The 25,065-nt window shown below is 71.0% G+C and carries 21 protein-coding genes and 1 pseudogene; 15 read left to right on the top strand and 7 right to left on the bottom strand.

Annotated features, from left to right (window positions below; translation table 11 throughout):
- Nucleotides 1-624: 624 nt before the first annotated feature.
- A complete protein-coding gene (locus tag ABD785_RS17480) occupies nt 625-1,374 on the bottom strand; it encodes a Fic family protein (protein WP_344829235.1) in 750 nt (249 codons plus the stop codon).
- A 153-nt stretch (nt 1,375-1,527) separates the two neighbouring features.
- On the opposite strand from ABD785_RS17480, the gene acs reads away from it, so the two are divergent.
- From acs to ABD785_RS17455, 5 genes are all read left to right on the top strand, one after another.
- Entirely contained in the window at nt 1,528-3,453 is a 1,926-nt protein-coding gene (acs, locus tag ABD785_RS17475) for an acetate--CoA ligase (RefSeq protein WP_344829234.1), read from the top strand.
- A 117-nt stretch (nt 3,454-3,570) separates the two neighbouring features.
- Complete coding sequence (gene nhaA / locus ABD785_RS17470) at nt 3,571-4,812, top strand: Na+/H+ antiporter NhaA (protein ID WP_344829233.1); 1,242 nt, start codon at nt 3,571-3,573, stop codon at nt 4,810-4,812.
- The gene (locus tag ABD785_RS17465; protein ID WP_344829232.1) at nt 4,799-5,197 is read left to right on the top strand and encodes a phage holin family protein; all 399 of its coding nucleotides are present in this window, start codon (nt 4,799-4,801) and stop codon (nt 5,195-5,197) included. Before nhaA ends, ABD785_RS17465 begins: the two co-directional genes overlap by 14 nt.
- A 13-nt stretch (nt 5,198-5,210) precedes the next feature.
- Nucleotides 5,211-6,083, top strand: a complete 873-nt coding sequence (locus tag ABD785_RS17460) for an alpha/beta fold hydrolase (protein WP_344829231.1) — start codon at nt 5,211-5,213, stop codon at nt 6,081-6,083.
- 2 nt (nt 6,084-6,085) lie between these two features.
- Nucleotides 6,086-6,541, top strand: a complete 456-nt coding sequence (locus ABD785_RS17455; protein WP_344829230.1) for a DUF309 domain-containing protein — start codon at nt 6,086-6,088, stop codon at nt 6,539-6,541.
- Nucleotides 6,542-6,548: 7 nt separating this feature from the next.
- On the opposite strand, the gene ABD785_RS17450 is transcribed toward ABD785_RS17455, so the two are convergent.
- From ABD785_RS17450 to ABD785_RS17440, 3 genes are all read right to left on the bottom strand, one after another.
- Nucleotides 6,549-7,742 carry a MarP family serine protease gene (locus ABD785_RS17450; protein ID WP_344829229.1) on the bottom strand — a complete coding sequence of 398 codons (1,194 nt, stop codon included), beginning with the start codon at nt 7,740-7,742 and terminating at the stop codon, nt 6,549-6,551.
- Nucleotides 7,743-7,828: 86 nt separating this feature from the next.
- Nucleotides 7,829-8,467, bottom strand: a complete 639-nt coding sequence (locus ABD785_RS17445; protein WP_344829228.1) for an NUDIX hydrolase — start codon at nt 8,465-8,467, stop codon at nt 7,829-7,831.
- Nucleotides 8,468-8,546: 79 nt separating this feature from the next.
- Nucleotides 8,547-9,728 (bottom strand): glycosyltransferase, encoded by a 1,182-nt coding sequence (locus ABD785_RS17440; protein ID WP_344829226.1) that lies wholly within the window; start codon nt 9,726-9,728, stop codon nt 8,547-8,549.
- Between the two features lie 19 nt (nt 9,729-9,747).
- On the opposite strand from ABD785_RS17440, the gene ABD785_RS17435 reads away from it, so the two are divergent.
- From ABD785_RS17435 to ABD785_RS17420, 4 genes are all read left to right on the top strand, one after another.
- Complete coding sequence (locus tag ABD785_RS17435; RefSeq protein ID WP_344829225.1) at nt 9,748-10,218, top strand: MarR family winged helix-turn-helix transcriptional regulator; 471 nt, start codon at nt 9,748-9,750, stop codon at nt 10,216-10,218.
- A gap of 103 nt (nt 10,219-10,321) precedes the next feature.
- On the top strand, nt 10,322-11,512 hold the full coding sequence (locus ABD785_RS17430; protein WP_344829224.1) for a family 2 encapsulin nanocompartment cargo protein terpene cyclase: 1,191 nt from the start codon (nt 10,322-10,324) through the stop codon (nt 11,510-11,512).
- Between the two features lie 19 nt (nt 11,513-11,531).
- On the top strand, nt 11,532-12,389 hold the full coding sequence (locus ABD785_RS17425) for a geranyl diphosphate 2-C-methyltransferase (protein ID WP_344829223.1): 858 nt from the start codon (nt 11,532-11,534) through the stop codon (nt 12,387-12,389).
- 2 nt (nt 12,390-12,391) lie between these two features.
- A complete protein-coding gene (locus ABD785_RS17420) occupies nt 12,392-13,774 on the top strand; it encodes a family 2B encapsulin nanocompartment shell protein (protein ID WP_344829222.1) in 1,383 nt (460 codons plus the stop codon).
- Here ABD785_RS17420 and nth read toward each other — a convergent pair.
- Nucleotides 13,771-14,559, bottom strand: coding sequence for an endonuclease III (gene nth, locus ABD785_RS17415; RefSeq protein WP_344829221.1), 789 nt, complete (start codon nt 14,557-14,559; stop codon nt 13,771-13,773). The genes ABD785_RS17420 and nth overlap by 4 nt on opposite strands.
- 99 nt (nt 14,560-14,658) lie before the next feature.
- On the opposite strand from nth, the gene ABD785_RS17410 reads away from it, so the two are divergent.
- From ABD785_RS17410 to ABD785_RS17395, 4 genes are read left to right on the top strand one after another with little or no spacing between them, the layout of a single operon-like run.
- Nucleotides 14,659-14,982, top strand: a complete 324-nt coding sequence (locus ABD785_RS17410) for a DUF6247 family protein (protein WP_344829220.1) — start codon at nt 14,659-14,661, stop codon at nt 14,980-14,982.
- Nucleotides 14,979-15,245 (top strand): hypothetical protein, encoded by a 267-nt coding sequence (locus tag ABD785_RS17405; protein ID WP_344829219.1) that lies wholly within the window; start codon nt 14,979-14,981, stop codon nt 15,243-15,245. Before ABD785_RS17410 ends, ABD785_RS17405 begins: the two co-directional genes overlap by 4 nt.
- A gap of 37 nt (nt 15,246-15,282) precedes the next feature.
- Nucleotides 15,283-15,564, top strand: a complete 282-nt coding sequence (locus tag ABD785_RS17400) for a hypothetical protein (RefSeq protein ID WP_344829217.1) — start codon at nt 15,283-15,285, stop codon at nt 15,562-15,564.
- 1 nt (nt 15,565) lies between these two features.
- Nucleotides 15,566-16,702 carry a hypothetical protein gene (locus ABD785_RS17395; protein WP_344829216.1) on the top strand — a complete coding sequence of 379 codons (1,137 nt, stop codon included), beginning with the start codon at nt 15,566-15,568 and terminating at the stop codon, nt 16,700-16,702.
- A 59-nt stretch (nt 16,703-16,761) separates the two neighbouring features.
- Here the strand turns inward: ABD785_RS17395 and ABD785_RS17390 are convergent.
- Together ABD785_RS17390 and ABD785_RS17385 are read right to left on the bottom strand one after the other, a co-directional pair.
- Nucleotides 16,762-17,127, bottom strand: a pseudogene (locus ABD785_RS17390) (endonuclease III domain-containing protein); the annotation flags it as partial.
- A 94-nt stretch (nt 17,128-17,221) separates the two neighbouring features.
- The gene (locus tag ABD785_RS17385; RefSeq protein WP_344829214.1) at nt 17,222-18,706 is read right to left on the bottom strand and encodes an AAA family ATPase; all 1,485 of its coding nucleotides are present in this window, start codon (nt 18,704-18,706) and stop codon (nt 17,222-17,224) included.
- Nucleotides 18,707-18,869: 163 nt separating this feature from the next.
- Between ABD785_RS17385 and ABD785_RS17380 the strand changes: the two genes are divergently transcribed.
- Nucleotides 18,870-21,044 (top strand): helicase-associated domain-containing protein, encoded by a 2,175-nt coding sequence (locus ABD785_RS17380; RefSeq protein WP_344829213.1) that lies wholly within the window; start codon nt 18,870-18,872, stop codon nt 21,042-21,044.
- A 180-nt stretch (nt 21,045-21,224) separates the two neighbouring features.
- Complete coding sequence (locus ABD785_RS17375; protein WP_344829211.1) at nt 21,225-25,064, top strand: Pls/PosA family non-ribosomal peptide synthetase; 3,840 nt, start codon at nt 21,225-21,227, stop codon at nt 25,062-25,064.
- Nucleotide 25,065: the final 1 nt, after the last annotated feature.

Raw genomic sequence — 25,065 nt, 5'->3', positions numbered from 1 at the left:
GGGGGGGAGAGCGGGGGTCGTCGCCACGGTCCGGCTCCGGGGGGGTAGAGCCGGCCCGCTATTCCAAGAGAGCGAGGGGGGTACGGCGCCACAACGGGGCCCCGTCCGGCTGCCAGTGTAGGCAGATACAACATATGCTGCCCGATAGTCGAGACATCCGTCGAGGATCGGACTTGATACCCGGTGAGCTTTTTCTCACCGGCCGACAGCGATCAAGAGAGAGCCCACCGCGAGTGGTAGATCTTCCTTGATTCCGCCCTCACGGACAGTGATCGAATTCGCGCCTCTTACCCACCGGTAATCCCCTCCCGTACTGCGCGGAACCACACAAGGGACGTCGCGGGACAAGCACCGACAGAGGCGTCAAAGAACGGTCGCCGCACGAAGAAGGGGCTTGTCAAAGGCCGAAATGAGGCGTACACAGGAAGCACGGACGAGTTGTCCGGGCACGGCACCCAGGCACCCACGCGCGACCAGCCGCGGGAGGCGCGTCGAGACGGGCTTGACCCGGTCCGACGATACAAGTTGCACGCTTGGTAACCGGGAGTGACGTGACGGCGGCGGCGTTTTCCTCAGGGAAAGCGCCGCCGCTCTACATACGGCCCTGCGGATCCCGCGCCCGGATCAGCCGCGCTGCATCGCCTCGCAGATCGCCTGCGAGTCACGCGCCCCCACGACGATCGCCGACGCGCAGTGCCTGATCCAGACGGCGACGCCTTCGGGAGTACCGGTCAAATAGGCCTTGAGCGCGTCGTCATAGTCGAGTTCGGCATGCCCGATCTCGGGCGCGACCAGCGCCTTCGGGTCGAGACCGCGCGAGATGAGCGTCAGCCGCTCGGCGGCGCGGGCGACCAGGCCGTCGGCCGAGCCGAAGGGACGCAGCGCCATGATCTCGCCGTGCACGATCGCGCCCACGACGACGGCGGGGGCGGTCGACGGCGCGGTCAGCAGGGACGTGAGCCCCGACAGCCGGGCCGAGACCTCGGCGGGAGCGGGCGTGCCCGACTCGCGGGGACGGCCGAGCAGCGCGGAGTCCACCGCGTCGCGGGCGCCGAGGACGTGCAGCCTGGCCAGCACCTGCGGCGGCGCGACCTGCCAGGTCCCGACCAGCGACCCGAGCTCCTGGGAGATCCGCAGCGCCCCCTGGACGAGCGGATGCGACGCCTTGCCCGACCGCACCTCCTCGAGGTGGGCCGAGGCGCCCTCGAGCTCCGCGGACGCCCTGGCCCCGCGCAGCAGCGACTCCGTCGACACCTCGACGCTCTTGCGCCGCAGCATCCGGTGGCCGCGCAGCCGGTCAACGGCCTTGCGCGCCTCGTCACAGGCCTCGGTAACTCCGGGCAGTCGGCTTACCTGCAAGAGAGCGTCAGTCACGGGTCCCGAGGGTACACAGAGTGCGTCCGTGTCCCGCGTCACATACCATCTGTAAAGAATCTTTCAAGTAAGCGCATACTTGAAGCCGCGACAGGACCACCGCTTTAGTGGAGGCCCACCCCCGTTGCGGCGCGAAGCGAAGGAGCAAACCCAGTGAGCCAGGAAGCGTTGTCGAACCTGCTGCAGGAGAACCGCAGGTTCGCCCCTCCGAGCGAGCTCGCGGCCGGCGCGAACGTCACCGAGGCCGCCTACGCGGAGGCCTCGGCGGACCGCCTGGCCTTCTGGGCGAAGCAGGCAGGCCGGCTGTCCTGGGCCAAGCCCTGGGACGAGGTCCTCGACTGGAGCAACCCGCCGTTCGCGAAGTGGTTCGTCGGCGGCGAGATCAACATCGCCTACAACTGCGTCGACCGTCACGTCGAGGCAGGGCGGGGCGACAAGGTCGCCTTCTACTGGGAGGGCGAGCCCGAGGGCGACTCCCGCGTCATCACCTACGCCGACCTCCAGCGCGAGGTCAACAAGGCCGCCAACGCGCTCACCGAGCTGGGCGTCGTCAAGGGCGACCGGGTCGCCATCTACATGCCGATGATCCCCGAGACCGCCGTGGCCATGCTGGCCTGCGCCCGTCTCGGCGCGACCCACAGCGTCGTGTTCGGCGGCTTCTCCGTCGACGCCCTCAAGACCCGCATCGAGGACGCCCAGGCCAAGCTCGTCATCACCGCGGACGGCGGCTACCGCCGGGGCGCCCCGAGCGCGCTGAAGCCCACGGTCGACCAGGCCGTCACCGACACGGTCGAGAACGTGCTCGTCGTGCGCCGCACCGGCCAGGACGTCGACTGGACCGACCGCGACGTCTGGTGGCACGAGCTCGTCGACCGCCAGTCCGAGGAGCACGTGCCCGAGGCGCACGACGCCGAGCACCCGCTGTTCATCCTTTACACCAGCGGTACGACGGGAAAGCCGAAGGGCATCCTGCACACCACCGGCGGCTACCTCACGCAGGTCTCCTACACCCACGACGCGGTGTTCGACCACAAGCCCGACACCGACGTCTACTGGTGCACCGCCGACGTCGGCTGGGTGACCGGCCACTCCTACATCGTCTACGGGCCGCTCTCCAACGGCGCGACCTCCGTCATCTACGAGGGCACTCCCGACACCCCGCACAAGGGCCGCTGGTGGGAGATCATCCAGAAGTACGGCGTGACGATCTTCTACACGGCTCCCACCGCGATCCGGACGTTCATGAAGTGGGGCGACGCGATCCCCGCGCAGTTCTCGCTGTCGAGCATCCGCGTCCTGGGCAGCGTCGGCGAGCCGATCAACCCCGAGGCCTACGTCTGGTACCGCCAGAACATCGGCGCCGGAAAGACACCGATCGTCGACACGTGGTGGCAGACCGAGACGGGCGCGATCATGATCAGCCCGCTGCCCGGCGTCACGCACGGCAAGCCCGGCGCCGCGATGCGCCCGCTGCCCGGCATCTCCGCCGACGTGGTGGACGAGAACGCCCAGAGCGTCCCGGACGGTTCCGGCGGTTTCCTCGTGCTCAACGAGCCGTGGCCCTCGATGCTCCGCACCATCTGGGGCGATGACGAGCGGTTCGTGAAGACCTACTGGTCACGCTGGGACGGCCTGTACTTCGCGGGCGACGGCGCCAAGAAGGACGAGGACGGCGACCTCTGGCTGCTCGGCCGCGTCGACGACGTCATGCTCGTCTCCGGTCACAACATCTCGACCACCGAGGTCGAGTCGGCCCTGGTCAGCCACCCACGCGTCGCCGAGGCGGCCGTCGTCGGCGCGACCGACGCGGTCACCGGGCAGGCCATCGCGGCGTTCGTGATCCCGCGCGGCGAGGGCGATGTCGACGTCGAGGAGCTGCGCGCGCACGTCGCGAAGACCCTCGGCCCGATCGCCAAGCCACGCCAGATCCTGGTCGTCCCCGAGCTGCCCAAGACCCGCTCCGGCAAGATCGTCCGCCGGATCCTCCAGGACATCGCGGAGGGCCGCGAGATCGGCGACGCCACCACCCTCGCCGACACCTCCGTCATGGAGGCGATCAAGAAGGCCCTCAACCTGTAGCGCCCGCGCGGGGCCGGTCCGGAAACGGCACCGGCCCCCGCCGCGGCGGGCTTGGGTCGAAGATCGTTGGGTACGATCTCGGCCGATGGCGCCGGAATCGGCGCCTCGGGGGGATCCATGTCACGGCGTCGAGCTGCCGTTTTTCCGCTACGTCCGACGGTCCGTCACGCCCGGAACCTGGCCGAGGCGCTCCGCACCGAGACCATCGGCGGCATCGTCATGCTCGCCGCGACGGTGGTGGCCCTGCTCTGGGCCAACTCTCCCTGGAAGGCCGACTACACGGCGTTCACGGAGTGGGAGTTCGGCCCGAGCTGGTTCCACCTGACCGTCGCCCACTTCGCGTCCGACGGGCTGCTCGCCGTCTTCTTCTTCATCGCCGGGCTGGAACTGCGCGAGGAGCTCGCGCACGGAGAACTGAAACGGCTCAGCGACGCCCTGCTGCCGGTCCTGGCGGCCGTCGGCGGTGTCATCATGCCCGCGCTGATCTACCTGGCCGTCAGCGCCGGGGTCGACGACGCCGGTCACGGCTGGGCGATCCCGACCGCCACCGACATCGCGTTCGCGCTGGCCGTCCTGGCGATCACGTTCTCGAACTGCCCGCCCGCGCTGCGCGCCTTCCTGCTCACCCTCGCCGTCGTCGACGACCTCATCGCCATCACGATCATCGCGCTGTTCTACTCGACGGACCTGAGGTTCGGGCTGCTCGCCGTGGCCGCCGCCCTGGTCGTCCTGTACGGGCTGCTCCAGCGCCGGGGGGTCCGCAGCCCGTGGATCTACGCTCCGATCGGGATCGCGGCCTGGGCCTTCACCTACAAGAGCGGCATCCACGCGACCGTCGCGGGAGTCGCGCTCGGCCTGCTGACCAGTCCCGCACCCGACGACTCCCCCGACGAGCTGCGCTCCAACGCCGAGTACGCCGACCATGTCCTGCGGCCGTTCAGCGCCGGAATCTGCGTGCCGCTGTTCGCCCTCGTCTCGGCCGGAGTGGCGCTCAGCCCGTCCCTTCTGGGCGAGGTGTTCAGGGACAGGATCGCCCTGGGTGTGATCCTCGGCCTGATCGTCGGTAAGTTCATGGGCGTCCTCGCAGGCGCGTACGTCGCGGTGAGACTCGGCTTCGCGCGGCTCGGGGACGGCCTGCACTGGCGGGACCTCGCCGCCGTGGCGATGCTCGCGGGTGTGGGTTTCACCGTTTCGTTGCTCATCGGCGATTTGGCCTACGAGGGAACCGAACATTCGGAGAGAGTGACCACTGCGGTCCTCATAGCCAGCCTCGTGGCGTCCCTGGTCGCCACGGTGGCGTTCCGGTTCCGGGTCCGGGTGCACGCCCAGGAAGGGAAGGAGTCCCATGACGACCTCTGACATCGACGGCCAGAGCCTCGGCGAGCTGGTCGCCGCCGCCACCGGCAACGTGTCGAAGCTGGTCCGCTCGGAGATCGAGCTGGCCAAGATCGAGCTCAAGGCCGAGGCCATCAAGGCGGCCATCGGCAGCGTCATGTTCATCGTCGCCGGCCTGCTCGGCACGATGATCGTGATTCTCTGGTCGATCGCGCTGGCCTACGGGCTGGTCGCGCTCGGCGTCTGGACCTGGGCGGCGTTCCTGCTCGTCGGCGCGCTCTACCTGCTGACGGCCGCCGGGTGCATCTGGTTCGGCTACCGGAAGATGAAGAAGCTCTCCCCGCCGAAGCGGACGATCCAGACCATGCAGGACAACGCGAAGCTGTTCAAGCGGCCCTCCAAGTCATGATCCGGGACATCGCATGACCGCCGAGATCTCCGGTCCCTGGACCCATCGGGACGTCAGCGCCGGCGGCACGCGGTTCCATGTCGCGGAGGCGGGCGAGGGCCCCCTCGTGCTGCTCCTGCACGGCTTCCCCGAGTTCTGGTGGAACTGGCACCACCAGCTCGGCGCGCTGGCGTCCGCCGGATACCGGGCGGCGGCGGTCGACCTGCGCGGCTACGGCGGCAGCGACAAACCGCCGCGCGGCTACGACCTGATCACCCTGGCGGGGGACGCCGCCGGGCTGGTCCGGGCCCTCGGCGAGGCCAACGCGATCGTGATCGGCCACGACTGGGGCGGCCTCCTGGCCTGGACGATGGCCGTCTACCACCCGAAGGTCGTCTCCCGGCTGGTCGCGGTGTCGGCGCCGCATCCGCTGCGGCTCCGGCAGTCGCCGGGGACGCCCTGGATGTCCAGGACCGTCCGGTTCCAGGTTCCGCTGTGGCCGGAGCGGCAGCTCGTGAAGGACGACGCCGCCCAGGCCGGACGGCTGCTGCACGAGTGGTCGGCCGCCGGCTGGCCGGACGACCGCACCGAACGCCACGTCAGGGACGCCGTCCAGATCCCGGGCGTCGCCCACTCGGCGCTGGAGTACCACCGCTGGTTCCTGCGCTCGGTGCCCCGCCCGGACGGCATCCGCTACGCCCATCGGATGGCGGCGCCCGTCCAGGTCCCGACGCTGCATCTGCACGGCGCCCTCGACCCGGCGCTGCCGCCGTACGCGGCCCAGGGCTCCGGCCGCTATGTCGAGGCCCCCTACACCTGGACGCTCATCGAGGCCGCGGGCCACTTCCCGCACGAGGAGCGTCCGCACACGTTCAACGAGGAGCTCCTGTCCTGGCTGGCCCGCTGAGCATGGCGGGCGACGACGAGGGCCGCGATCGCGACGGCGCGGGCCGTCCCCGCAACGCCCGTCCGCGCGACGCCTACGGCCGTCCCCTCCCGCACGACGCGCCCGGCGGGATCCCGACCACCCCGGACGATCTCCTGCTCGGCCCCGGGGAGACCCTCGCCGAGGCCCAGCGTCTGCTCGACGCCGACCGTCCCTTCCACGCCCACGAGGTCCTCGAGGCCCGCTGGAAGACCTGCCCCCCGGCCGAGCGCCCGCTCTGGCGCGCCCTCGCGCAGCTCGCCGTCGGGATCACCCATCTCCGCCGAGGCAACCCCACGGGCGCCGCCACCCTGCTCAGCCGGGCCTGTGACGGTCTCAGCGCCTATCCCGGCCCCGGATACGGCCTGGACCTCCCAACGATCATCAAAACCGCCCAGAAGCTCCCTGAAGCCCCGCACACGCCGGTAAAGCTGGTCTAGCCGGGTTCTAGTCGGCGCAACGGCCGGTGGCGACGGGCTGGGTGGCGGACTGGCCGGCGGCGGCGTCGGGGGCGACCTCGGCGGCGGTCAGGGCGTAGCCGGTGTCGCGGTCGCTGAAGGCCGCCGCGAAGATGACGCCGTAGACGCGGCCGTCCTTGGCGAGCAGCGGGCCGCCGGAGTTGCCGGGCTCGACGATCCCGCGCAGGGCGTAGATCTCGCGGACGACCTCGTTGTTGCGGTAGATGTCCGGGCCCTTGGCGGTGTGCTTGGAGCTGATCTTGGCGGCCTTGACCGTGTAGGAGCGGTTCTTGGGGAACCCCGCGACGACGGCCGGGTCGCCGCGCTGGGCATCCGGGCTGAACTGGAGAACGGGCGCGCGCAGGCCGGGAGCGTGGATGATCGCGATGTCGCGGTTGGAGTCGTAGAGGACGACGTTGCCCGACAGGGTCCTGCCGCTCGGCAGCGCGATCTTCAGCTCCCCCTCGGTACCCGCCACGACGTGCGCGTTGGTCATGATCCGGTCCTTGGCGAACACGAATCCGGTGCCCTCGATCCGGCGGGAGCACTCCGGCGCCGTACCGACGATCTTGACGATGCTCTCGTCGGCGTGACGCAGGCCGGGCGAGGTCAGCACGGACGCGTCCGGCGGCCCGACGTCGACCAGCGGCTCGCCGCCCAGCCCGTTGAAGACCTTCGGGAAGTCGGTGTCGTTGACGAATCCCTTGAAGGATCCGGCCCAGTCCCCTATGGCCTGCGGCATCGCGTCGTCGACGCCGTTGAGGAGCGAGGACTGGTTGACCTGCTTGTTCAGCCACTCCCAGCTGGTCGGCTGGAGCAGCACGAGGCCGATGAACCAGACCACGAGCAGCAGGGAGGCGACGCTGACGACGGCTCCGCCCGCCGCGTCGGCCGCGCGGGCGTTGTTGCCGGTGACCCGGTTGCGCAGGACCGCCCCCGCCGAGGAGGCGATCAGCTGACCGAACGTGGCCGCCAGGAAGGCCACCACGATCGCCAGCAGCGCCTGCTGCGCCTGGCCGTCGACCACCGACTTCACCAGGGGCGGAGCGATCACGACGCCGAGGACGCCGCCGCCCACGAACCCGACGAAGCTCAGGAGGCCGACGACGAAACCCTGCCGGTACCCCGAGACCGCGAACAACGCGATGAGTACGAGCAGGCCAACATCGAGGACGTCCAACACCGCTTCAAAGTACAGGGTTCTCGCCGGTTTCCGAGTCCCCTCTGTGGACGACTTGGTGACCCGGCGTGTCACCTTCCGGGCTGATATCAGCCTCGACGGGCGAGATCCAGGACCTCGGGAGGCAGCTCCACGACCCTGTTCTCGTCCCACGGGACGCTCCAGCCTCCGAGGTCCAGGAGGTTGGTCAGCAGGCCCGCGGTGAAGCCCCAGACCAGCATGTCGTGCACTTCGAAGGCCGGTCCGACGAACCCGCCGGGACCGCGCAGGGAGATCCGGTTCGCCGGATCGACGAGCTCGGAGATCGGCACCCGGCTGACCGAGGCGACCTCGCCGGGGTGACCCGGAGCGATCGCACAGGGTGTGTGCCACCAGCCCGCGACGGGGGTGATCCGGAAGTTGCTCCGCGACAGGAACAGCTCGGGCATGACCGACAGGACCGTCACTCCCGAGGGGTCGACGCCGGTCTCCTCCTGGGCCTCGCGCAGGGCCGCGCCCACGGGGCCGTCGTCCTCGGGATCGATGGATCCGCCGGGGAAGGCGGGCTGCCCCGCGTGCTTGTTCAGGGTCGCGGCCCGCTCCAGCAGGAGCACGTCGGGGCCGTCCGGGCCGTCGCCGAACAGGATCAGCACCGCCGCGGGACGCGCCGTGGGCGCGGGCCGCAGGAAGGCGGGCACCTCCAGCAGCGGAGCCTGCTCCCTGAACCGGTCGAGCCACGTCGGAATCACTTCTGCGCCAACGCCACCGGCCTGCTTTTTATTCACTTCTCCCCGTCCGCCGTCCCGAGGAGAGAACCTACCCGTCCGCTCAGGCGAGGGTCTTGTAGAGGTCGAGAACGGCCTCCGCGGCACGGGCCGGGCCGTCGACCCGCCGGTAGAGGTCGGCGATCCGCCCGGCCGCCTTGCGGTGGGCGTCCGTGGCGAGCATCTCGGCGGCCAGCGCGGGAAGATCGGCGACGTCCCGGGGGGCCAGGGCGCGAGCGGCGTCCAGGCGTTCGGCGAGGGCGACGTTGAGGGCCTGCTCGGGCTGGAGCGGGAAGGCGATCAGCGGGGTCCCCGAGGCCAGGGCCGTCTGGACGCTGCCCTGGCCGCCCGCCGTCACGGCCAGCGCGGCCCGCGGCATGATCTCGTGGCTGGGCAGCACCCCGCCGACGAGCACCCGGCCGGAACCGAGGTCCGCCAGGTCGTGGACGGTCGCGGCGACCAGCACGCGCAGGCCGTCGACGGTCAGCAACCCCTCGACGACGGCGCGGACCAGATCGGGCCCCGTGCTGGTCAGGGCCACGTAGACGACGGGTCCCGGGGCGTCGAGGAAGGCCTCGACGGCTGCCGGGACGGGCCGGTCGAGGTGGGCGAAGAGCGGCCCGGTGTACCGCAGCCGGGTGCCCGGCCGGTAGCGCGGATCCTCCCCCGGCGACCAGGCCTCCAGCACCTCCGCCGGGACGCCCGTCACCTCGGGGATCTCCGGTACGAGCGTGAGGTCGCCCAGGAGCAGCGCCGCGAGGCTGGGAACCCCCTCGACCCCGAGCTCGGCGGCGACCCGGTCGAACCCGTCGCAGTGCAGCCGCGAGCCGGCCGGGCCGTCGCCGGTTACCGGCGGCACGAAGACCCCGGCGTGCTCGGTGGCCAGCGCGACCCCCGCCAGCCGTGACGACAGGAGCGTCGTCAGCGCGATCCCGGTGACCACGATCTTCACCCCGTGCTCACGGAAGTAGGCGGCCTCGGCCAGGACGTGCTCCCTCATCTCGGCGTCGGAGTACATCGACTGGTCCCCGGCGCCGAGGCCGAGGCCCTCCCGGACGAACCGGGCGGAGCGTCCGGCGTCCATGCGGGGCGGGACGAGGTCCCACGGCACGTCGATGACGTCCTCGTAGGAGCCTCCGTGGGAGGCGAACCTGACCGGGGCGCCGAGCCCGGCCAGCGCCTTGTAGATCTCCAGCATGCGGGAGGTCTCGGACAGGTAGGCGGCGTTGGGCAGCAGTGCGATCATATTAGGTAATATATTGCGCATGTCGGAAGAACAGAAGACCCGGAACGCCGTCGACTCCTTCCAGGCCGTCATCGGCCTCGCCCTGCGGCTGCGCAACCGGATGGACGAGCGCCTGCGCCCCGACGGCCTCACCACCCAGCAGGCCGCCCTCCTCACGGCCGTCGACCATCTCGGCGGGCCCTCGCTCGGCGAGGCGGCCGTCTTCCTCGGCTCCACCCACCAGAACGTCGCGCAGCTGGTCACGGCGCTCGAACGGAAGGGGATGCTCTCCACGGAGCCCGATCCCGCCGACCGGCGTCGCCGGGTCCTGCGGACCACGACCGTCAGCGCCGCCTACTGGGAGGCCCGCAACGCCGGCGACCACGCGGCCGTCGCCGGGTGGTTCTCGGCCCTTTCGGAGGAGGAGCTCGCTGTCTTCCGGGATCTGGTCGTCAGGCTGCACCGCTCGCAGATGTCACCTCCAGGAAAAGGGGAAAACGTAGCCGACTGACTACACAGGGAGATAGCTTGAGGTGGTCGGCGTGATCGTCCGCAGGTAGTGCGGCCGGCTTCGCCGTTCCCTTGGCGCCCCCACTGAGGAGATCTCCCCGATCATGCGTGCCACGTCACCGCCGCCCGGCGCTCCGGCCGGCCCCTCCTGGCGGACGCCGGGGCCCACCGGTCCCGGCACCGCGGCCGCCCGGCTCCCCACTCTGCTCTCCTCGGCTGCCGCCGGACCCGGGATCCCGCCGTGCGCCGCGGGGCGGATCCCGGCCGGGCTGCGCGGTCCGTCCGCGGCGCCCGGCGGATACACGATGCGGGCCTGGGGCGACGGCTCGGGTCCGCCGCTCTACTGCCCGCCGGTCGAGCGGATCGACGAACCGCTGGGCGCAGAGGTCGATCACCGGCTCGGCCTGTGGGCGGCGGAGTGCGGATGCGACGACGACGAGCTCAAGGCCCTGAGCAGCGCCGGATTCGGCCGGCTCGCCATGCTCACCCACCCCGACACCGACGACCCCGACTCCCTTCTGGTCGCCGCCCAGCTCAACGCCTCCTGGTGGGCGGCCGACGACTACTACGCCGACGACACCGCGCTCGGCGCCGTCCCCGCCCTGCTGCCCCGGCGGCTCACCCTCGCGATGGCCGCGATGGACCCGCCGCCGGCCGCCGGCCCCTTCACCGCCCCGCTCGAGGCCTCCCTCCAGGACGATCTGGTCCTGCGGATGCTCGGCACCGCGGTGCGGCATCTGGAGCGGCACGGCACCCCGTCCCAGGTCCAGCGCGCCTGCTACGCGACCTTCTCGATGTTCGTGAGCTGGACGGCCTACGCGGCCTGGCGCGAGAACGGCGAGCAGCCCCCCGCCTGGGAGTACCTGGCCGCCCGCCAGCACGACAGCTTCTACACGTCGATGACGCTCATCGACGTCGTCGGCGGCTACGAGCTGCCGGCGAACCTCTTCTACGAGCCGCGGGTGCGCGACGCGGCCTTCCGGGCGGGCACCGCGGCCGTCCTCGTCAACGACCTGCACTCGGTGGCCAAGGACGCCGCCGACGAGATGCCGGTCTGCAACATGGTCCTCCTGGTCGCCGACGACCGGGGCTGCTCGATCGCCGAGGCGGTCGAGACCACGGTGGAGCTCCACAACGAGGTCGTCCGCGGCTTCGAGGCCATCTGCGCCGAGCTCGCCGCCCTCCCCTCGCCGGAACTCCAGTGGTTCCTGCACGGCCTGCGGGCCTGGATGGGCGGCGGATTCGAGTGGCACTCCACCAACGCTCGCTACATGTCATCCCCCGACGAACCATGACGAAAGGGCCCCTCGCTTCATGACCACCACGCAGCAGAACCCGTCCGTGCTGACCAGTGCCTACCAGCAGTCCGTCGCCCGCTACTGGAACGCCGAACGCAACCCGGTCAACCTGGCGCTCGGGGACGTCGACGGGATCTACCACCACCACTACGGCATCGGCGAGCCCGACTGGTCCGTCCTGGAGGGGCCGGAGGACACCCGCGAGCGCCGCATGATCGAGGAGTTGCACCGGCTCGAGACCGCCCAGGCCGAGCTGCTGCTGGACAACCTCGGGCCGATCCCGCCCGGCGGGCGGCTGCTGGACGCCGGCTGCGGGCGCGGCGGCTCCAGCATCATGGCCAACCTGAAGTTCGGCTGCCGGGTCGACGGGATCTCGATCTCCGAGGAGCAGGTGCGGTTCGCCAACGAGCAGGCCGGGCGGCGCGGGGTCGCCGACCAGGTCTCCTTCAGCTTCCGGAACATGCTCGACACCGGCTTCGAGGCGGGCGGCTTCGACGGCATCTGGAACAACGAGTCCACGATGTACGTCAACCTCGACCAGCTCTTCGCCGCGCACAGCCGGCTGCTCAAGCCCGGCGGACGCTACGTCTGCGTCACCGGCTGCTACAACGACGTCTACGGGCTGCCGTCCCAGGCCGTCAGCAAGATCAACTCACACTACATCTGCGACATCCACCCGCGCAGCCAGTACTTCGCGGCGATGGCCGCCCACAACCTCGTCCCGATCAACGTCATCGACCTGACCGCGGCGACCATCCCGTACTGGCGGCTGCGGGCGCAGTCGAACCTGGTCACGGGCATCGAGGACGCCTTCCTCGAGGCCTACGGGGACGGCAGCTTCCACTACCTGCTCATCGTCGCCGACCGGGTCTGACCATGACACGGATCGCCGCGGAGGCCGCCGAACCCCTCAGCCTGTCGACGGCGGGGGCCCGCAACCTCGCCACGACCACCAAGACCCGGCCGCAGATGCAGGCCCTGTCCTCGCGCTGGCTGCTGCGCAAGCTGCCGTGGGTCGAGGTCAGGGGCGGCACCTACCGGGTCAACCGCAGGCGCACCCCGCTCCCGTCGAAGGGACGGATCACCTTCGACGGCGCGGGGATCGTGCCCGCGAGCCTCGGCGGGCTCCCCGCGCTCCACGGCGCGGAGCGGGCGGCGCTGACCGCGCTGGCGTCGCGGTTCGTCCGGCGGGAGGTCGGGCCCGGTGAGGTCGTGGCCGAGGCCGGCGCCCCGATCACCGGGATCCTCGTCCTCGGGTCCGGTCGATTCGACCGGCTCGGGGCGGGGCGGTTCGGCTCGGTCGCGCAGCTGGGGGTGCTGACCGGCGGCGACCACCTCGGCGGGGAGATCCTCTCGGGCGGGGAACCGGTCTGGGCGGAGACCGTCCGGGCGGCGACGTCCGCGACGGTCCTGACCCTGCCGCGCGACGCCCTCCGGCAGATCGTCGACGCCGATCCGGGACTGCGGGCGGCGCTCGACGGCCATCGGGCCAGGGCGGCTCAGGCCGTCAACCGCAAGGGCGAGGCGGCGATCGACGTCCTGGCGGGCCACGAGGGCGAGCCGGAGATCCCGCAGACCTTCGCCGACTACGAGCTCGTCCCGCACGAGTACGAACTGTCGGTCGCCCAGACCGTGCTCAACCTGCACACCCGGGTGACCGACCTGTTCAACGGGCCGATGAGCCAGTTCGACGAGCAGGTGCGCCTCGTCGTCGAGGAACTGCGCGAACGCCAGGAGTGGGAGCTGGTCAACAACCCCGGGTTCGGGCTGCTCCACGTCGCCGAACCCGCCCAGCGAATCTCGACCTGGTCGGGACCGCCCACCCCCGACGACATGGACGACCTGCTCACGATGCGCCGCGGGACCAAGCTGTTCCTCGCCCATCCCAAGGCCATCGCCGCGTTCTTCCGGGAGTGCACCCGGCGCGGCGTCTACCCCCAGCTGATCAACGAGAACGGGAAGGAGCTGCTCGCCTGGCGGGGCGTCCCGATCTATCCCTGCGGCAAGATCCCCACCTCGGGGGAGTACACGAGCTCGATCATCGCCATGCGGACCGGCGAGGACGTCTCCGGAGTCGTCGGGCTGCACCAGACCGGCATCCCCGACGAGATCGAGCCGTCCACGAACCTCCGCTTCATGGGCGTCACCGAGCAGGCGGTGGCCCGCTACCTCATCAGCGCCTACTACTCGGCGGCCGTCCTGGTACCCGACGCCATCGGCATCCTGGAGAACGTCGACATCGCCGCCCCGCGCACCTAGGAGGCCGGGGCGGGGCGGGGCAGGGCGAACGAGCGGTCGCGGACGAGCTTCGCGGCCGCCTTCGGGTCGACGGGCCCCTCGCCGAAGGACGGGCAGTCCGCGGCGAGGGGACAGACCCCGCAGGCGGGCCGCTGGGAGTGGCATCGGCGCCGTCCGTGCCAGATCAGCCGCTGCGACAGATCCGTCCAGTCCTTCTTCGGGAAGATCTCCGCGATGGCCGACTCGACCTTGACCGGGTCTTCTTCGCCGGTCCAGCCGAAGCGCCGCACCACACGGCCGAAATGGGTGTCGACCGTCAGACCAGGGACGCCGAAGGGTTCTCCCGTTTCAGGATCACGTGCGTTGCCCAAAACGACGTTCGCCGTCTTGCGGCCGACACCGGGGAGAGTGACCATCTCTTCCAGCGTCCTGGGCACCTCACCAGCGAAGTTGTCCCGCAACGCCGCTGACAGTCCCATGATCGACTTGGTTTTCGCCCGGAAGAACCCGGTCGGCTGGATGATCGCCTCGACATCCTCTGGGTTCGCCGCGGCCAGGTCCTCGGGAGTCGGATACTTCGCGAAGAGCGAAGGCGTCACCGTGTTCACCCGGGCATCGGTCGTCTGCGCCGACATCACCGTCGCGACCAACAACTCGAACGGGCTGTTGAAGTTCAGCTCGCAGTGGGCGTCCGGATAGGTCTCCGCCAGAATCCGGCCCATCCGACGGGCCCTGCGAATCAGGCCCAGGCGGGTCTCGTTCTGGAACCGCTTCGCGCGCTGTTTCGAGGTCGCCTGCGTCGCCATGACGCCAGGTTAGACGCACGCGCTCCACAACCCGCCGTGCCTCCACCGATTTGGACGCGCCACCGGTGATCTTCCAGGTGACTGCGTAAACTTGGGTTCATGACCGCTGCCGCACCGGAGCCGACCGCTCCCGTTCCTCCGGCGAAGGACCTGAAATCCATCCGGACGGCCTTGCTGCCCGAGGATCTCAGCGACTTCGACTCGGGGCTGCGCAGGGCGATGAACACCGCGGCCGACCACCTCGACCTGGCACCCGTCCACGAGTTCATCGAAGCCTGGTGGCGGATCGCCGTCTCCTCGATGGATCCCGAGCGGCACCGTGCCGCCCGTCGCGATGGCGAAGCCCTCCTCCGAGGAGAACCGGTCCGCACTGTCGACGCCACTGAGCTGATCCGGCGACGCCTCGCCGACCTCAACCGGTGATCTACCACGTCGAAGAGACCGAGGAAGTCCTCGCCGAACTCTCCGCCCTCCCCGCCGAAGCCCTCACCGCTTACCTGGAGCTGAGAACCACTCTGGAGCTCACTCCATGGAGCGGCAACCAGTACAACCCCGACAATCCGGCCGGTGCGAACATGCGTACGCAGCCCTTCGGCTCGGGACACGGCCTGGCGATCTACGTCATCATCGAACACCCCGAGCTGGACGAACACCGAGTCGTCATCACCCGAACCACCTGGATCTAAGACCGTGGCCGGTCCGGGCAGAGAACGGCTAGAAGAGATGATCGCCGAGGCGGTCGTCGACTGCTACACCGACGACGAGGCGATCACCGGTTTCGCCACCATGATCGAGGAGCACCTGAGAACCCCGTTCACCACATGTGTCCTGGGGGTCGAGGTCGTCGTCAAGAAGATCGAGCAAGCAGCCGACAACGGGATCGTCGCCGTCTGCGCCGCCGGGCGAATGCGGCAGCGGATCGGCATTCTCGATCTGCCTCTTCCCGAGCCGCCGCCGGAGGGAGCCGAATGGATCGCCGCGTACCGGCACTGGCTACGAGGATGACGTGAGCAGCTACGAGTACTACGAGTTCGTGGCGGTCGACCAGCCACTGGACGCACGGCGTCGCAGCGAGCTCCGGGCGCTGTCGACCAGGGCACGGATCACTTCGACGAGCTTCGTCAACGAATACCACTGGGGCAGCTTCCGAGGCGATCCGCACAAAATGATGGAGCGCTACTTCGACGCGCACCTGTACCTCGCGAACTGGGGCACCCGGATCCTCATCCTCCGGCTCCCCCGCGCCGCCCTCGGACTCACCATCGCCCAGCGGTACTGCGGCGGGCACAACGTCGCCGCCTGGGCCTCAGGCGACCACGTCCTGCTCTACCTCTCTTCCCAAGAGGAAGAGGAGTACTGGGACGAGGACGGCGAACACCGCCTCGGTGGAATCGTCGGCCTCCGCACCGAAATCGCGTCCGGTGACCTCCGGCCCCTCTACCTGGCCTGGCTCCTCTCCGTTCAGAGCGGCGAGATCGACGACGACGAGACCGAGCCCCCCGTCCCGGCGAACCTCGCCACCCTCAGCGCCGCCCAACGCTCCATGGCCGACTTCCTCCGCCTCGACGACGACCTCCTGGCCGTCGCCGCCGAAGCCAGCCCCTACCTGGTCTCGGACGAGCCGACCGACGCCGAGTACACCACCTGGATCGAGCCCCTTCCCGGCGGAGACAAGGACGCCCTCCTCCTGCAGACCCTGCGGAACCCGACAGCGGCTCGAGCCGCCCTCCAGCGCCGATTCCACAGTGACCGACGCCCCCAACCGACACCGGATCCTTCCAGCCGTACAGCGGGCCAGCTCCTCACAGCCGCCGAGAACCGAGACTCAGAACGCAGGAAGGCCGAGCAAGAGCGCGAAGCCAGAAAACAGAAACGTCGCGAACGCATCACCGCCGAAGCCCGCGAACAGCGGCTCCAAGCCCTCCGCCAAGAAGGCGATCTCGCCTGGCAGCGCGTCGAGACCCGCATCGCCACCAAGAAGCCCACCGAATACGACGCCGCGATCACCCTCCTGCACGACCTACGCGAACTCGCCGAACGGGACCAGACCATCCGAGCGTTCCGCCAACGCGTCGACGAGCTGCGGACAGCACATCAACGCAAGCCGAGCCTCATGGAAAGACTCACCAAGGCCGATCTGTGACCCGAGCACCCCAGTAACGCCGAGTCACTGATCGATTTCGGCGTCGCCCCCGGTCAGGCGAAGGCGTTGCCGAGCACCACGTTGGCGGTTTTGCAGCCCACTCCCGGCAGTGTCACGAGATCCTCGAGCCGACCCGGGACCACGCCGGCGTAGCGATCCCTGATCGCCGCCGACAGGCCCATGATCGACTTGGTCTTCGCCCGGAAGAACCCGGTCGACTTGATGATCTCCTCGACATCTTCAAGGTTCGCCCCAGCCATGTCCTCCGGCGTCGGACACTTCCCGAACAGGGTCGGCGTCACCAGGTTCACCCGGGCATCCGTCGTCTGCGCCGACATCACCGTCGCGACCAGCAACTCGAACGGGCTGTTGAAGTTCAGCTCACAGTGCGCGTCCGGATAGGTCTCTGCCAGGACCCGGTTCATTCGGCGAGCCCTCCGCACCAGCCCGAGCCGGGTTGCGTCTGAAACCGCTTCGCCCGTTGTCGTGGCGTGGGATCCCCGAAAGCTGATCCACCCTTCATCGGCCGTACAGTGCCGCCAGATCGATCAATCGAAGATCATTTGACGCGGCGGCCAGCTCTCGGGCCCTGTCGTTGAAGCCCGCTCCGCTGAAGCAGATCAGCCGGGTGCGGGTGGTGTCGAAGCGGCCGACCTGGGTGATGAGATCGCGGATGTGGTGGAGGCGCTCGACATGGGCGGCGCCCATGACGTCGTTCCACTTGGCTTCGCCGATCGCCAGCAGTGGGGGCTTGCCACTGTCGGCGATGCCGATGACCGCCACGTCCACTTCGTGACCGGTGCGGGCTTTGGAATCATGGACGACACCATGGCCGACGCGGGCGGGCAGCCCGCCGAGCAGGTCGGGGTCGGCGTGATGCAGGACCCAGTCGCGGCAGACCTGTTCGAAGTGGGGGCCGAGGACGTTGCTGGCGAACCGGCGGCGGCTTGCTTGCCAGACCCTGCCCGCGCTGCCAGGACGCTCCAGCTGATCCCAGACCGGCCGCATGATCGCGTGGTAGAAGCCGATCAACGGTTCGGCGATGCGATAGGTGGGACGATTATCACGGAAAACGTCGGCGTCCCGATGCAGGAGCCCGGCGTCTTCGAGAACGTTGATGGGGTGAGCGATATCGGTGGCCTTGCGCTCCAGATAGCCCGCCATACCGCCCCGGGTGGCGTTGCCATCGGCCACGGCTCCCAGGACTGATAGATAGAGGGCGGTGTCGCGCAGGTCCGGTTCCTCGGCCAGCAGGTAGCGCGCCTCGCGGAACAGCGGCGTCTCGGGATTCAGGACGGTCCGTACGACCCAGTCATCGAAGTCGTCCGGGCCCGCCGGCGAGTCGCCCCGGGCGAACTCCCTGCGGTAGGCGGGGGTACCGCCGACGATCGAATTGACCATCAGGGCCAGTCGAGGATCGGTGATGTCCCAGAATTCGGCGGCAAGCCGATGGTCGAGGGGCCGTACGAGGAGTTCGAGGCCCGACCGGCCTCGTAGCGGCGCGTTCCCGGACAGCAGCCTGCCCATGAGGGAAAGCGCCGATCCGCACAGGAGAAGCCGCGTACGCGACGCCGTGCGCTGATCGCGCAGCGGCCGAAAGGCCTCCTGGATGACCGATGGCAATTCCGGATTGGCCTTGGCCAGGTACGGGAACTCGTCGATCACGACGGGCACGGGACGTTCGGAGCCGAGGGCCAGGAGCGCGTCGATGGCCTCGGACCAGTGAGCGAAGTGGTAGGGCGTGACCGGTCGTGCGTGAGCCGTGAGCGCACCGCTGAACCGGCGCAACGACTCGGCGTCGACCGCTTCGGTCGCGCCGAAGTAGAAGCCGCCCGCGGCTCGGCACGCGGCGTCGAGCAGGAAGGTCTTTCCCTGACGGCGCCGTCCGGAGACCACGCCCAACGTGGCTCCGGCCTGGTCGTCGGTGATGAAACGGGTCAGCGCCGCCCACTCATACTCACGGTCGAACATCTCGGCCGGCCTGTCCATCCACACCACCGTCATAGACATAGAGATATGTTTCTATTAATCATAGCCCTATATCTACGCCGCGTGCCTCCCGGTGATCTTCCCTGCGGCCGGGTGGGCCCGGTTCCTGACCGCAGAGCGGTGAACACCGATGTCGGCTCGTGGCCTGTCGCGGTGGGGTGGGGACTGATAATGAGGTGTGGCTGATGTCGAGGCGATTCTGGGTGTGCTGGGCGGGCTGCGGGAGGAGCAGCTGGCTCGGGTGATCGAGGACTGGCGGGTCCTGGAGGAGGGGCGGGGGCCCAAGAACCTGCGGGACGTGGCGGTGCGGATCGGCCATCCGTATCGGGCGATGAGTGCGCTGGAGGCCTGTGATCTGGCCGAGCTTCAGGTGCTCATCGAGGCGTCCGGGCGGTCCGAGCCTTCGGTGCGGGGGGCCTACGGGGTGCGGGACGTCGCCGAGGCCGAGGTCGTCGAGGGGTTCGCGGAGGAGCATCGGGAGGCGGTGGGAGGGATTCTGCGGGCGTTGCGGAACCGGCTCATCCTGCTGCCGTCGCGGCCGGGGCGGTTCGGGCTGACGGGGGCGGTCGCGGATGCGCTGGAGAGGGGGCGGTACACGCCGGTGCCGGCCGTGCAGCTGCTGACGCGGGCCTTCAACAAGGCGGAGCTGCAGCATGTCGCCGGGCATCTCGGGGTGCCGCCCGGCACGCGGGCTCAGCTCGTCGAGGGGCTCGGCGCGCTGTTCGCCGACCATCAGCGGATCAGGGAGGTGCTCCAGGAGGCTCCGGCGCGGGCCGTCGAGCTGATGGAGCTGATCTTCTCGCGGCCGGCGCCGATCGCCACGGACCGGTTCACCGGGTGGGACAGGTTCGTCTTCAGGCCGGGGGGATCCGGTGATCCGGGGACCGACTGGCTGGCCGACCGGGGTCTCCTCGTTCCCGTCGACGACTCGATCGCCGAGATGCCGCTGGAGGTGTTCGAGGCGTTCGGGGTCCAGGCCGCGGCGGAGTTCGTCCCGGCGCCGCCGCGGGTCGCGACGGTCGCCGCCGCGTCGGCCGTCCGGGTCGAGAGCGAGGCGCGCGCCGCGGTCACGACCGCCGTGACGCGGCTGGAGGCGCTCTGCCGTGATCTGTCGCAGACGCCCGCGCAGGTGCGCAAGTCCGGCGGGCTCGCGGTCCGGGACACCCGTCGGCTCGCCAAGGCCATCGGGGCGCCCGAGGACGAGACCCGGCTCTGGATCGATCTCGCCGACGCGGCCGGGATCCTGGGCGTCCAGGCCGAGACGCCCGCTCCCGTCAAGGGCCGCCGTCGTCCCGAACCCGCCGGGCCGTCCCGGCTCATGCCGTCCGGCCGGTACGACCGCTGGTTCGCCGCCCCGCCGGCCGAACGGCTCGCCCCGGTCATCGCGGCCTGGCTCGGCCACGGCAACGTCATCACCTGGTGGCCCGGCGGTGAGACGCCCGTCGCGCTGGTCGCCGCCGACGATCCGTCGGCGGTCGCGCTCCGCGCGGCGCTGCTGCGCGTCCTCGCCTCCTTCCCCGACGGGCAGGGCATGGACGTCACCAGCGAGCCCGCCCTCGCCGGCCTCCAGCAGGCCGCAGCCTGGCACCGTCCCGTCCTCCTCTCCGCCGACGCCCCCGCCCGGGTCGCCGCCACCCTGGAGGAGGCCCGGCTTCTCGGCCTCGTCGCCCACGGCGCGCTCACGTCGCTCGGCTGGGCCGCGCTGACCACCGTCGAACGCCGCACCGGCTCGCTCGACGCCCTCACCGACGCCCTGGCCGCCCTGCTTCCGCCGCCGGTCGCGCACGCGCACTTCCAGGCCGACATGACGGCCGTCGTCCCCGGGCTGCCCGCCCCAGCGGTCACCGACCTGCTCGACTCGGCCGCCGACCGCGAGTCCGAAGGCCACGCCGTCGTCTGGCGGTTCAGCGCCGCGACGATCCGCCGCGCCCTCGACTCGGGCCTCGATCCCGACGCCCTCCTGAAGCGCCTCGCGACCCTGTCCACCACGCCGCTGCCGCAGCCCCTCGAGTACCTGGTCCGCGACGTCGCCCGGCGGCACGGCCACATCACCGTCATCGCCTCCGCCTGCTGCATCCGCTCCGACGACGAGACGCTCCTGCTCGAACTCCAGGCCCACCGCTCGCTCCGCAGGCTGGGTCTGCGCCGCATCGCCCCGACCGTCGTCGTCAGCGCCGAGCCTCCGGCCGTCACCCTGGACGCCCTGCGCTCCGCCGGGTACACGCCCGTCCTGGAGGCCCAGACCGGCACCGCCGTCGTCGAGCGCGCCGTCGCCAGCCGCACCGCCACGCGCCGACCCCTCTCCACGCCCGGCCCCCTCGAGCTGGCCCGGAACCTCCTCGGAAAGTCCTGATCCACCGCGCGAGGCGTTGATGTCCCGGCTGTGGGGAGAACCACGTTGCGGGCGGGAATCGGGGGACGATGACGCTTTGTTGTCGAGGGAGCGTGATCTGTGCAGCGAAACGACGGGCCCCGGACGGACGACCCGGGCCGCGAACGGTGCCGTCCCTGCGATCCGGAGCTCTGAAACACCGTGTCCACTCCCGCTCTCCCGACGAGCCGTGCCCTCTACACGAGCGCGTCCGGCGCGCCCGAACCCCGGACGCTCACCGACGTCCTGGCCGCCACGGCGGGCGGCCACCCCGACGCGCCCGCCCTCGACGACGGCCGCAGCGTCCTCACCTACCGGCAGCTCACCAGGGCGGCCGAACGCACGGCCCGTGACCTGCGCGCCGCCGGCATCGGCCGCGGCGACAGGGTCGGGATCCGGGTCCCGTCCGGAACCAACGCGCTCTATGTCGCGATCCTCGGCACCCTGCTCGCGGGCGCCGCCTACGTGCCCGTGGACGCCGACGACCCCGAGGAGCGCGCCGCCCTCGTCTTCACCGAGGCCGCCGTGACGGCCGTCCTCACCCCCGAGCTGACCAGGCCGGAGGGCGCCGAGGCCCGGCCACCGCGGCCCCGGGAGAAGCCCGGCCTCGCCGACGACGCGTGGATCATCTTCACCTCCGGCTCGACGGGCAGGCCCAAGGGCGTCGCGGTCTCGCACCGCGGCGCCGCCGCGTTCGTCGACGCCGAGGCCGCGCTCTTCCTGCGGGACGAGCCGATCGGGCCGGGCGACCGGGTACTGGCCGGCCTGTCGGTGGCCTTCGACGCCTCCTGCGAGGAGATGTGGCTGGCCTGGCGGTACGGGGCCTGCCTGGTGCCCGCGCCGCGCGCCCTCGTGCGGGCCGGAACCGATCTCGGCCCGTGGCTGCTCGACAAGGCCGTGACGGTCGTGTCGACGGTCCCGACGCTGGCCGCGCTGTGGCCCGCGGAATCCCTCGAAGGCGTCCGGCTCCTCATCTTCGGCGGGGAGGCGTGCCCGCTGGAGCTCGCCGCCCGGCTCGCGAGGCCGGGCCGCGAGGTCTGGAACACCTACGGCCCCACCGAGGCGACGGTCGTGGCCTGCGCCGCCCCGCTCACCGCGACCGCTCCCGTCCGGATCGGGCTGCCCCTGGACGGCTGGGAGCTCGCCGTCGTCGACCCCTCCGGTGAGCTCGTCGGCCCCGGTGAACAGGGCGAACTGGTCATCGGCGGGGTCGGCCTGGCCCGCTATCTCGACCCCGCCAAGGACGCCGAGAAGTACGCGCCCATGCCGTCGCTCGGCTGGGAACGCGCCTACCGCAGCGGCGACATGGTCCGCGCCGACCCCGAGGGCCTGGTGTTCCTCGGCCGCGCCGACGACCAGATCAAGATCGGTGGACGCCGGATCGAGCTCGGTGAGATCGACGCCGCCCTGCTGGCCCTGCCCGATGTGAAGGGCGCCGCCGCGGCCGTCCGCACCACGCCCGCCGGGCACAAGCTCCTCGTCGGGTATCTCGTCGCCCGTCCGGGCCTCGATCTGGCCGAGGCCCGCGATCTGCTGCGCCAGGAGCTCCCCGCCGCCCTCGTCCCCCGGCTGGCCCTCGTCGACGAGCTCCCGACCCGCACGTCGGGCAAGGTCGACCGGGACGCCCTGCCGTGGCCGCTCGTGCTCACCGAGGTCCGCGCGGAGGACCTGACCGACGACGAACAGTGGCTGGCCGACCGGTGGGAGGCCGTCCTCGGCGCGTCCCCCGCGGGCCCCGACGACGACTTCTTCGCGCTCGGCGGATCCAGCCTGGCGGCGGCCCGTCTGGTCACGGCGCTGCGGGAGCGGTATCCGGCGGTGACCGTCGCGGAGCTGTACGACCATCCGGGGCTGCGCGACATGGCCGCCCATCTGCCGTCCGGGTCGGTGAGCACGTCCGAGCACGTGGTCGGCCGGGTGCCGCGCACGATGGCGGTCCTGCAGACCGTCCTGATGCTGCCGCTGCTGACGCTCGGCGCGGTGCGCTGGGGCGTCGCGCTGGCCGCACTCGCCCACCTGCTGCCCTGGGCGCCGCATCTGTCGTGGTGGTTCATCGGGGCCGGGCTCGTGGTCTTCGTCAACCCGTTCGGCCGGATGGTCGTCTCGGCGCTGGCCGCCCGGCTGCTGCTGCGCGGCGTCGAGCCGGGCGGCCATCCGCGCGGCGGCGCCGTCCATCTGCGGCTGTGGCTGGCCGAGCAGCTCGCCGCCCGGCTCGGCGCCGCGGAGCTGTCCGGGGCGCCGTGGCTCGGGCACTACGCGAGGATGCTCGGCGCGGACGTCGCCCATGACGCCGACCTGCACTCGATCCCGCCGGTCACCGGCCTGCTCAGGGTCGGTCCCGGGGCGGCCGTCGAGCCCGAGGTCGATCTCGCGGGCCACTGGATCGACGGCGACGTCCTGCGGATCGGCGAGATCCGGATCGACGCCGGGGCGCGGGTCGGCGTCCGGTCCACGCTGATGCCGGGGGCGCGGATCGGCCGCAAGGCGCAGGTCTCGCCCGGCACGATGGTCGCCGGGACCGTCCCGGCGGGGCAGTCGTGGGCGGGCGCCCCGGCCGCACGCTCGGAGGCCTCCCGGCGCTGGCGGCCGGAGGAGAGCGCGCGCCGCTCCCGCCTGTGGATCACGGTGTACGCGGCGACGGCGCTCGGCCTCGGCCTGCTGCCGGTCGTGGCGATGCTGCCGGGGCTGGCCGTGCTGTCGCTGTTCCTGCCCGCCGCTCCGGTCCTGCTCGACCGGGCGACCGCGCTCGGGCTGCTGGCGGGCGTCCCCGCCGCGGCGTGCACGGTCCTGGTCGCTTATGCGTTCCTGACCTGGGCCTCGGTCCGGCTGCTGGCCCGCGGGCTCGGCGCCGGCCGCTACCCGGTGCACAGTCGGGTGGCCTGGCAGGCCTGGACGACCGTCCGGCTGATGGCCATGGCCCGGGTGTGGCTGTTCCCGCTGTACTCCAGCTCACTGACGCCGTCGTGGCTGCGGGCGCTGGGCGCCGGTGTCGGCCGGGACGTCGAGGCCTCGACGGTGCTGGCCATCCCGGCCCTGACCACGGTCGCCGACGGGGCCTTCCTCGCCGACGACACCATGATCGCGCCGTACGAGCTCAACGGCGGCTGGATGATGCTGGCCCGAGCCAAGATCGGCAAGCGGGCGTTCCTCGGCAACTCCGGGATGGCCGCGCCGGGCCGGAAGATCCCCAAGGGCGGCCTGATCGGCGTGCTGTCGGCGACCCCGCGCGATGCCGGCAAGGGCGCCTCCTATGTGGGGCTGCCGCCGGTGGAGCTGTACCGCGAGAGCGCCAAGGGCGACCGGTCCAGGACCTACGCGCCGTCGCGGGCGGTCCGGACGGCGCGCGTCCTGGTCGAGGTGTGCAGGCTCGTCCCCGTCATGATCACCGCGGGGCTCGCGGTGGCTTTCGCCGTGTTCTTCCTGTGGACGGCCGGGACGTCCGGCTTCCTCGCCGCGTTCGCCCTCGCCGGGGCGGGCCTGCTCGCCGCCGGAATCCTCGGCGCGCTCACGGCGGTCGCCGCCAAGTGGCTGCTCGTCGGGCGGATCTCGGCCGGTGAGAAGCCGCTGTGGAGCTCCTTCGTCTGGCGCAACGAGCTCGCCGACACCTTCGTCGAGATCGTCGCGGCCCCCTGGTTCGCGACGGCCTGGCTCGGCACCGCCCCGCTCAACTGGTGGCTGCGCGCGATGGGCGCCCGGATCGGCCGCGGCGTGTGGTGTGAGACGTACTGGCTGCCCGAGGCCGACCTCGTCCATCTCGGCTACGGCGCCACCGTCAACAGAGGATGTGTGCTTCAGACGCATTTGTTCCATGACCGGGTCCTCAGCATGGATACGGTGTCCCTCATGGACGGCGCGACCCTCGGCCCGAACGGGGTCGTGCTGCCCGCCGCCAGCCTCGGCGAGAACGCCTCCGTCGGGCCCGCCTCCCTGGTGCTGCGCGGCGAGTCCGTGCCCGGCCACACCCGCTGGTCGGGGAACCCGATCGTGGCGGCGAAGGAGTGAG

Origin of the sequence: Actinocorallia longicatena, from assembly GCF_039534125.1 — a bacterium.
GTDB lineage: Bacteria > Actinomycetota > Actinomycetes > Streptosporangiales > Streptosporangiaceae > Actinocorallia > Actinocorallia longicatena.
Note: the sequence above shows the minus strand (reverse complement) of the source record. Positions and strands in the feature narration are given on the sequence as shown.

What these genes read in the sequence shown, in the direction of transcription:
- nhaA (WP_344829233.1), top strand. Translation starts at nt 3,571, where the DNA reads ATGTCACGGCGTCGAGCTGCCGTTTTTCCGCTACGTCCGACGGTCCGT.
- ABD785_RS17465 (WP_344829232.1), top strand. Translation starts at nt 4,799, where the DNA reads ATGACGACCTCTGACATCGACGGCCAGAGCCTCGGCGAGCTGGTCGCC.
- ABD785_RS17460 (WP_344829231.1), top strand. Translation starts at nt 5,211, where the DNA reads ATGACCGCCGAGATCTCCGGTCCCTGGACCCATCGGGACGTCAGCGCC.
- ABD785_RS17455 (WP_344829230.1), top strand. Translation starts at nt 6,086, where the DNA reads ATGGCGGGCGACGACGAGGGCCGCGATCGCGACGGCGCGGGCCGTCCC.
- ABD785_RS17440 (WP_344829226.1), bottom strand. Translation starts at nt 9,728, where the DNA reads ATGATCGCACTGCTGCCCAACGCCGCCTACCTGTCCGAGACCTCCCGC.
- ABD785_RS17435 (WP_344829225.1), top strand. Translation starts at nt 9,748, where the DNA reads ATGTCGGAAGAACAGAAGACCCGGAACGCCGTCGACTCCTTCCAGGCC.
- ABD785_RS17430 (WP_344829224.1), top strand. Translation starts at nt 10,322, where the DNA reads ATGCGTGCCACGTCACCGCCGCCCGGCGCTCCGGCCGGCCCCTCCTGG.
- ABD785_RS17425 (WP_344829223.1), top strand. Translation starts at nt 11,532, where the DNA reads ATGACCACCACGCAGCAGAACCCGTCCGTGCTGACCAGTGCCTACCAG.
- ABD785_RS17420 (WP_344829222.1), top strand. Translation starts at nt 12,392, where the DNA reads ATGACACGGATCGCCGCGGAGGCCGCCGAACCCCTCAGCCTGTCGACG.
- nth (WP_344829221.1), bottom strand. Translation starts at nt 14,559, where the DNA reads ATGGCGACGCAGGCGACCTCGAAACAGCGCGCGAAGCGGTTCCAGAAC.
- ABD785_RS17410 (WP_344829220.1), top strand. Translation starts at nt 14,659, where the DNA reads ATGACCGCTGCCGCACCGGAGCCGACCGCTCCCGTTCCTCCGGCGAAG.
- ABD785_RS17400 (WP_344829217.1), top strand. Translation starts at nt 15,283, where the DNA reads ATGATCGCCGAGGCGGTCGTCGACTGCTACACCGACGACGAGGCGATC.
- ABD785_RS17385 (WP_344829214.1), bottom strand. Translation starts at nt 18,706, where the DNA reads ATGACGGTGGTGTGGATGGACAGGCCGGCCGAGATGTTCGACCGTGAG.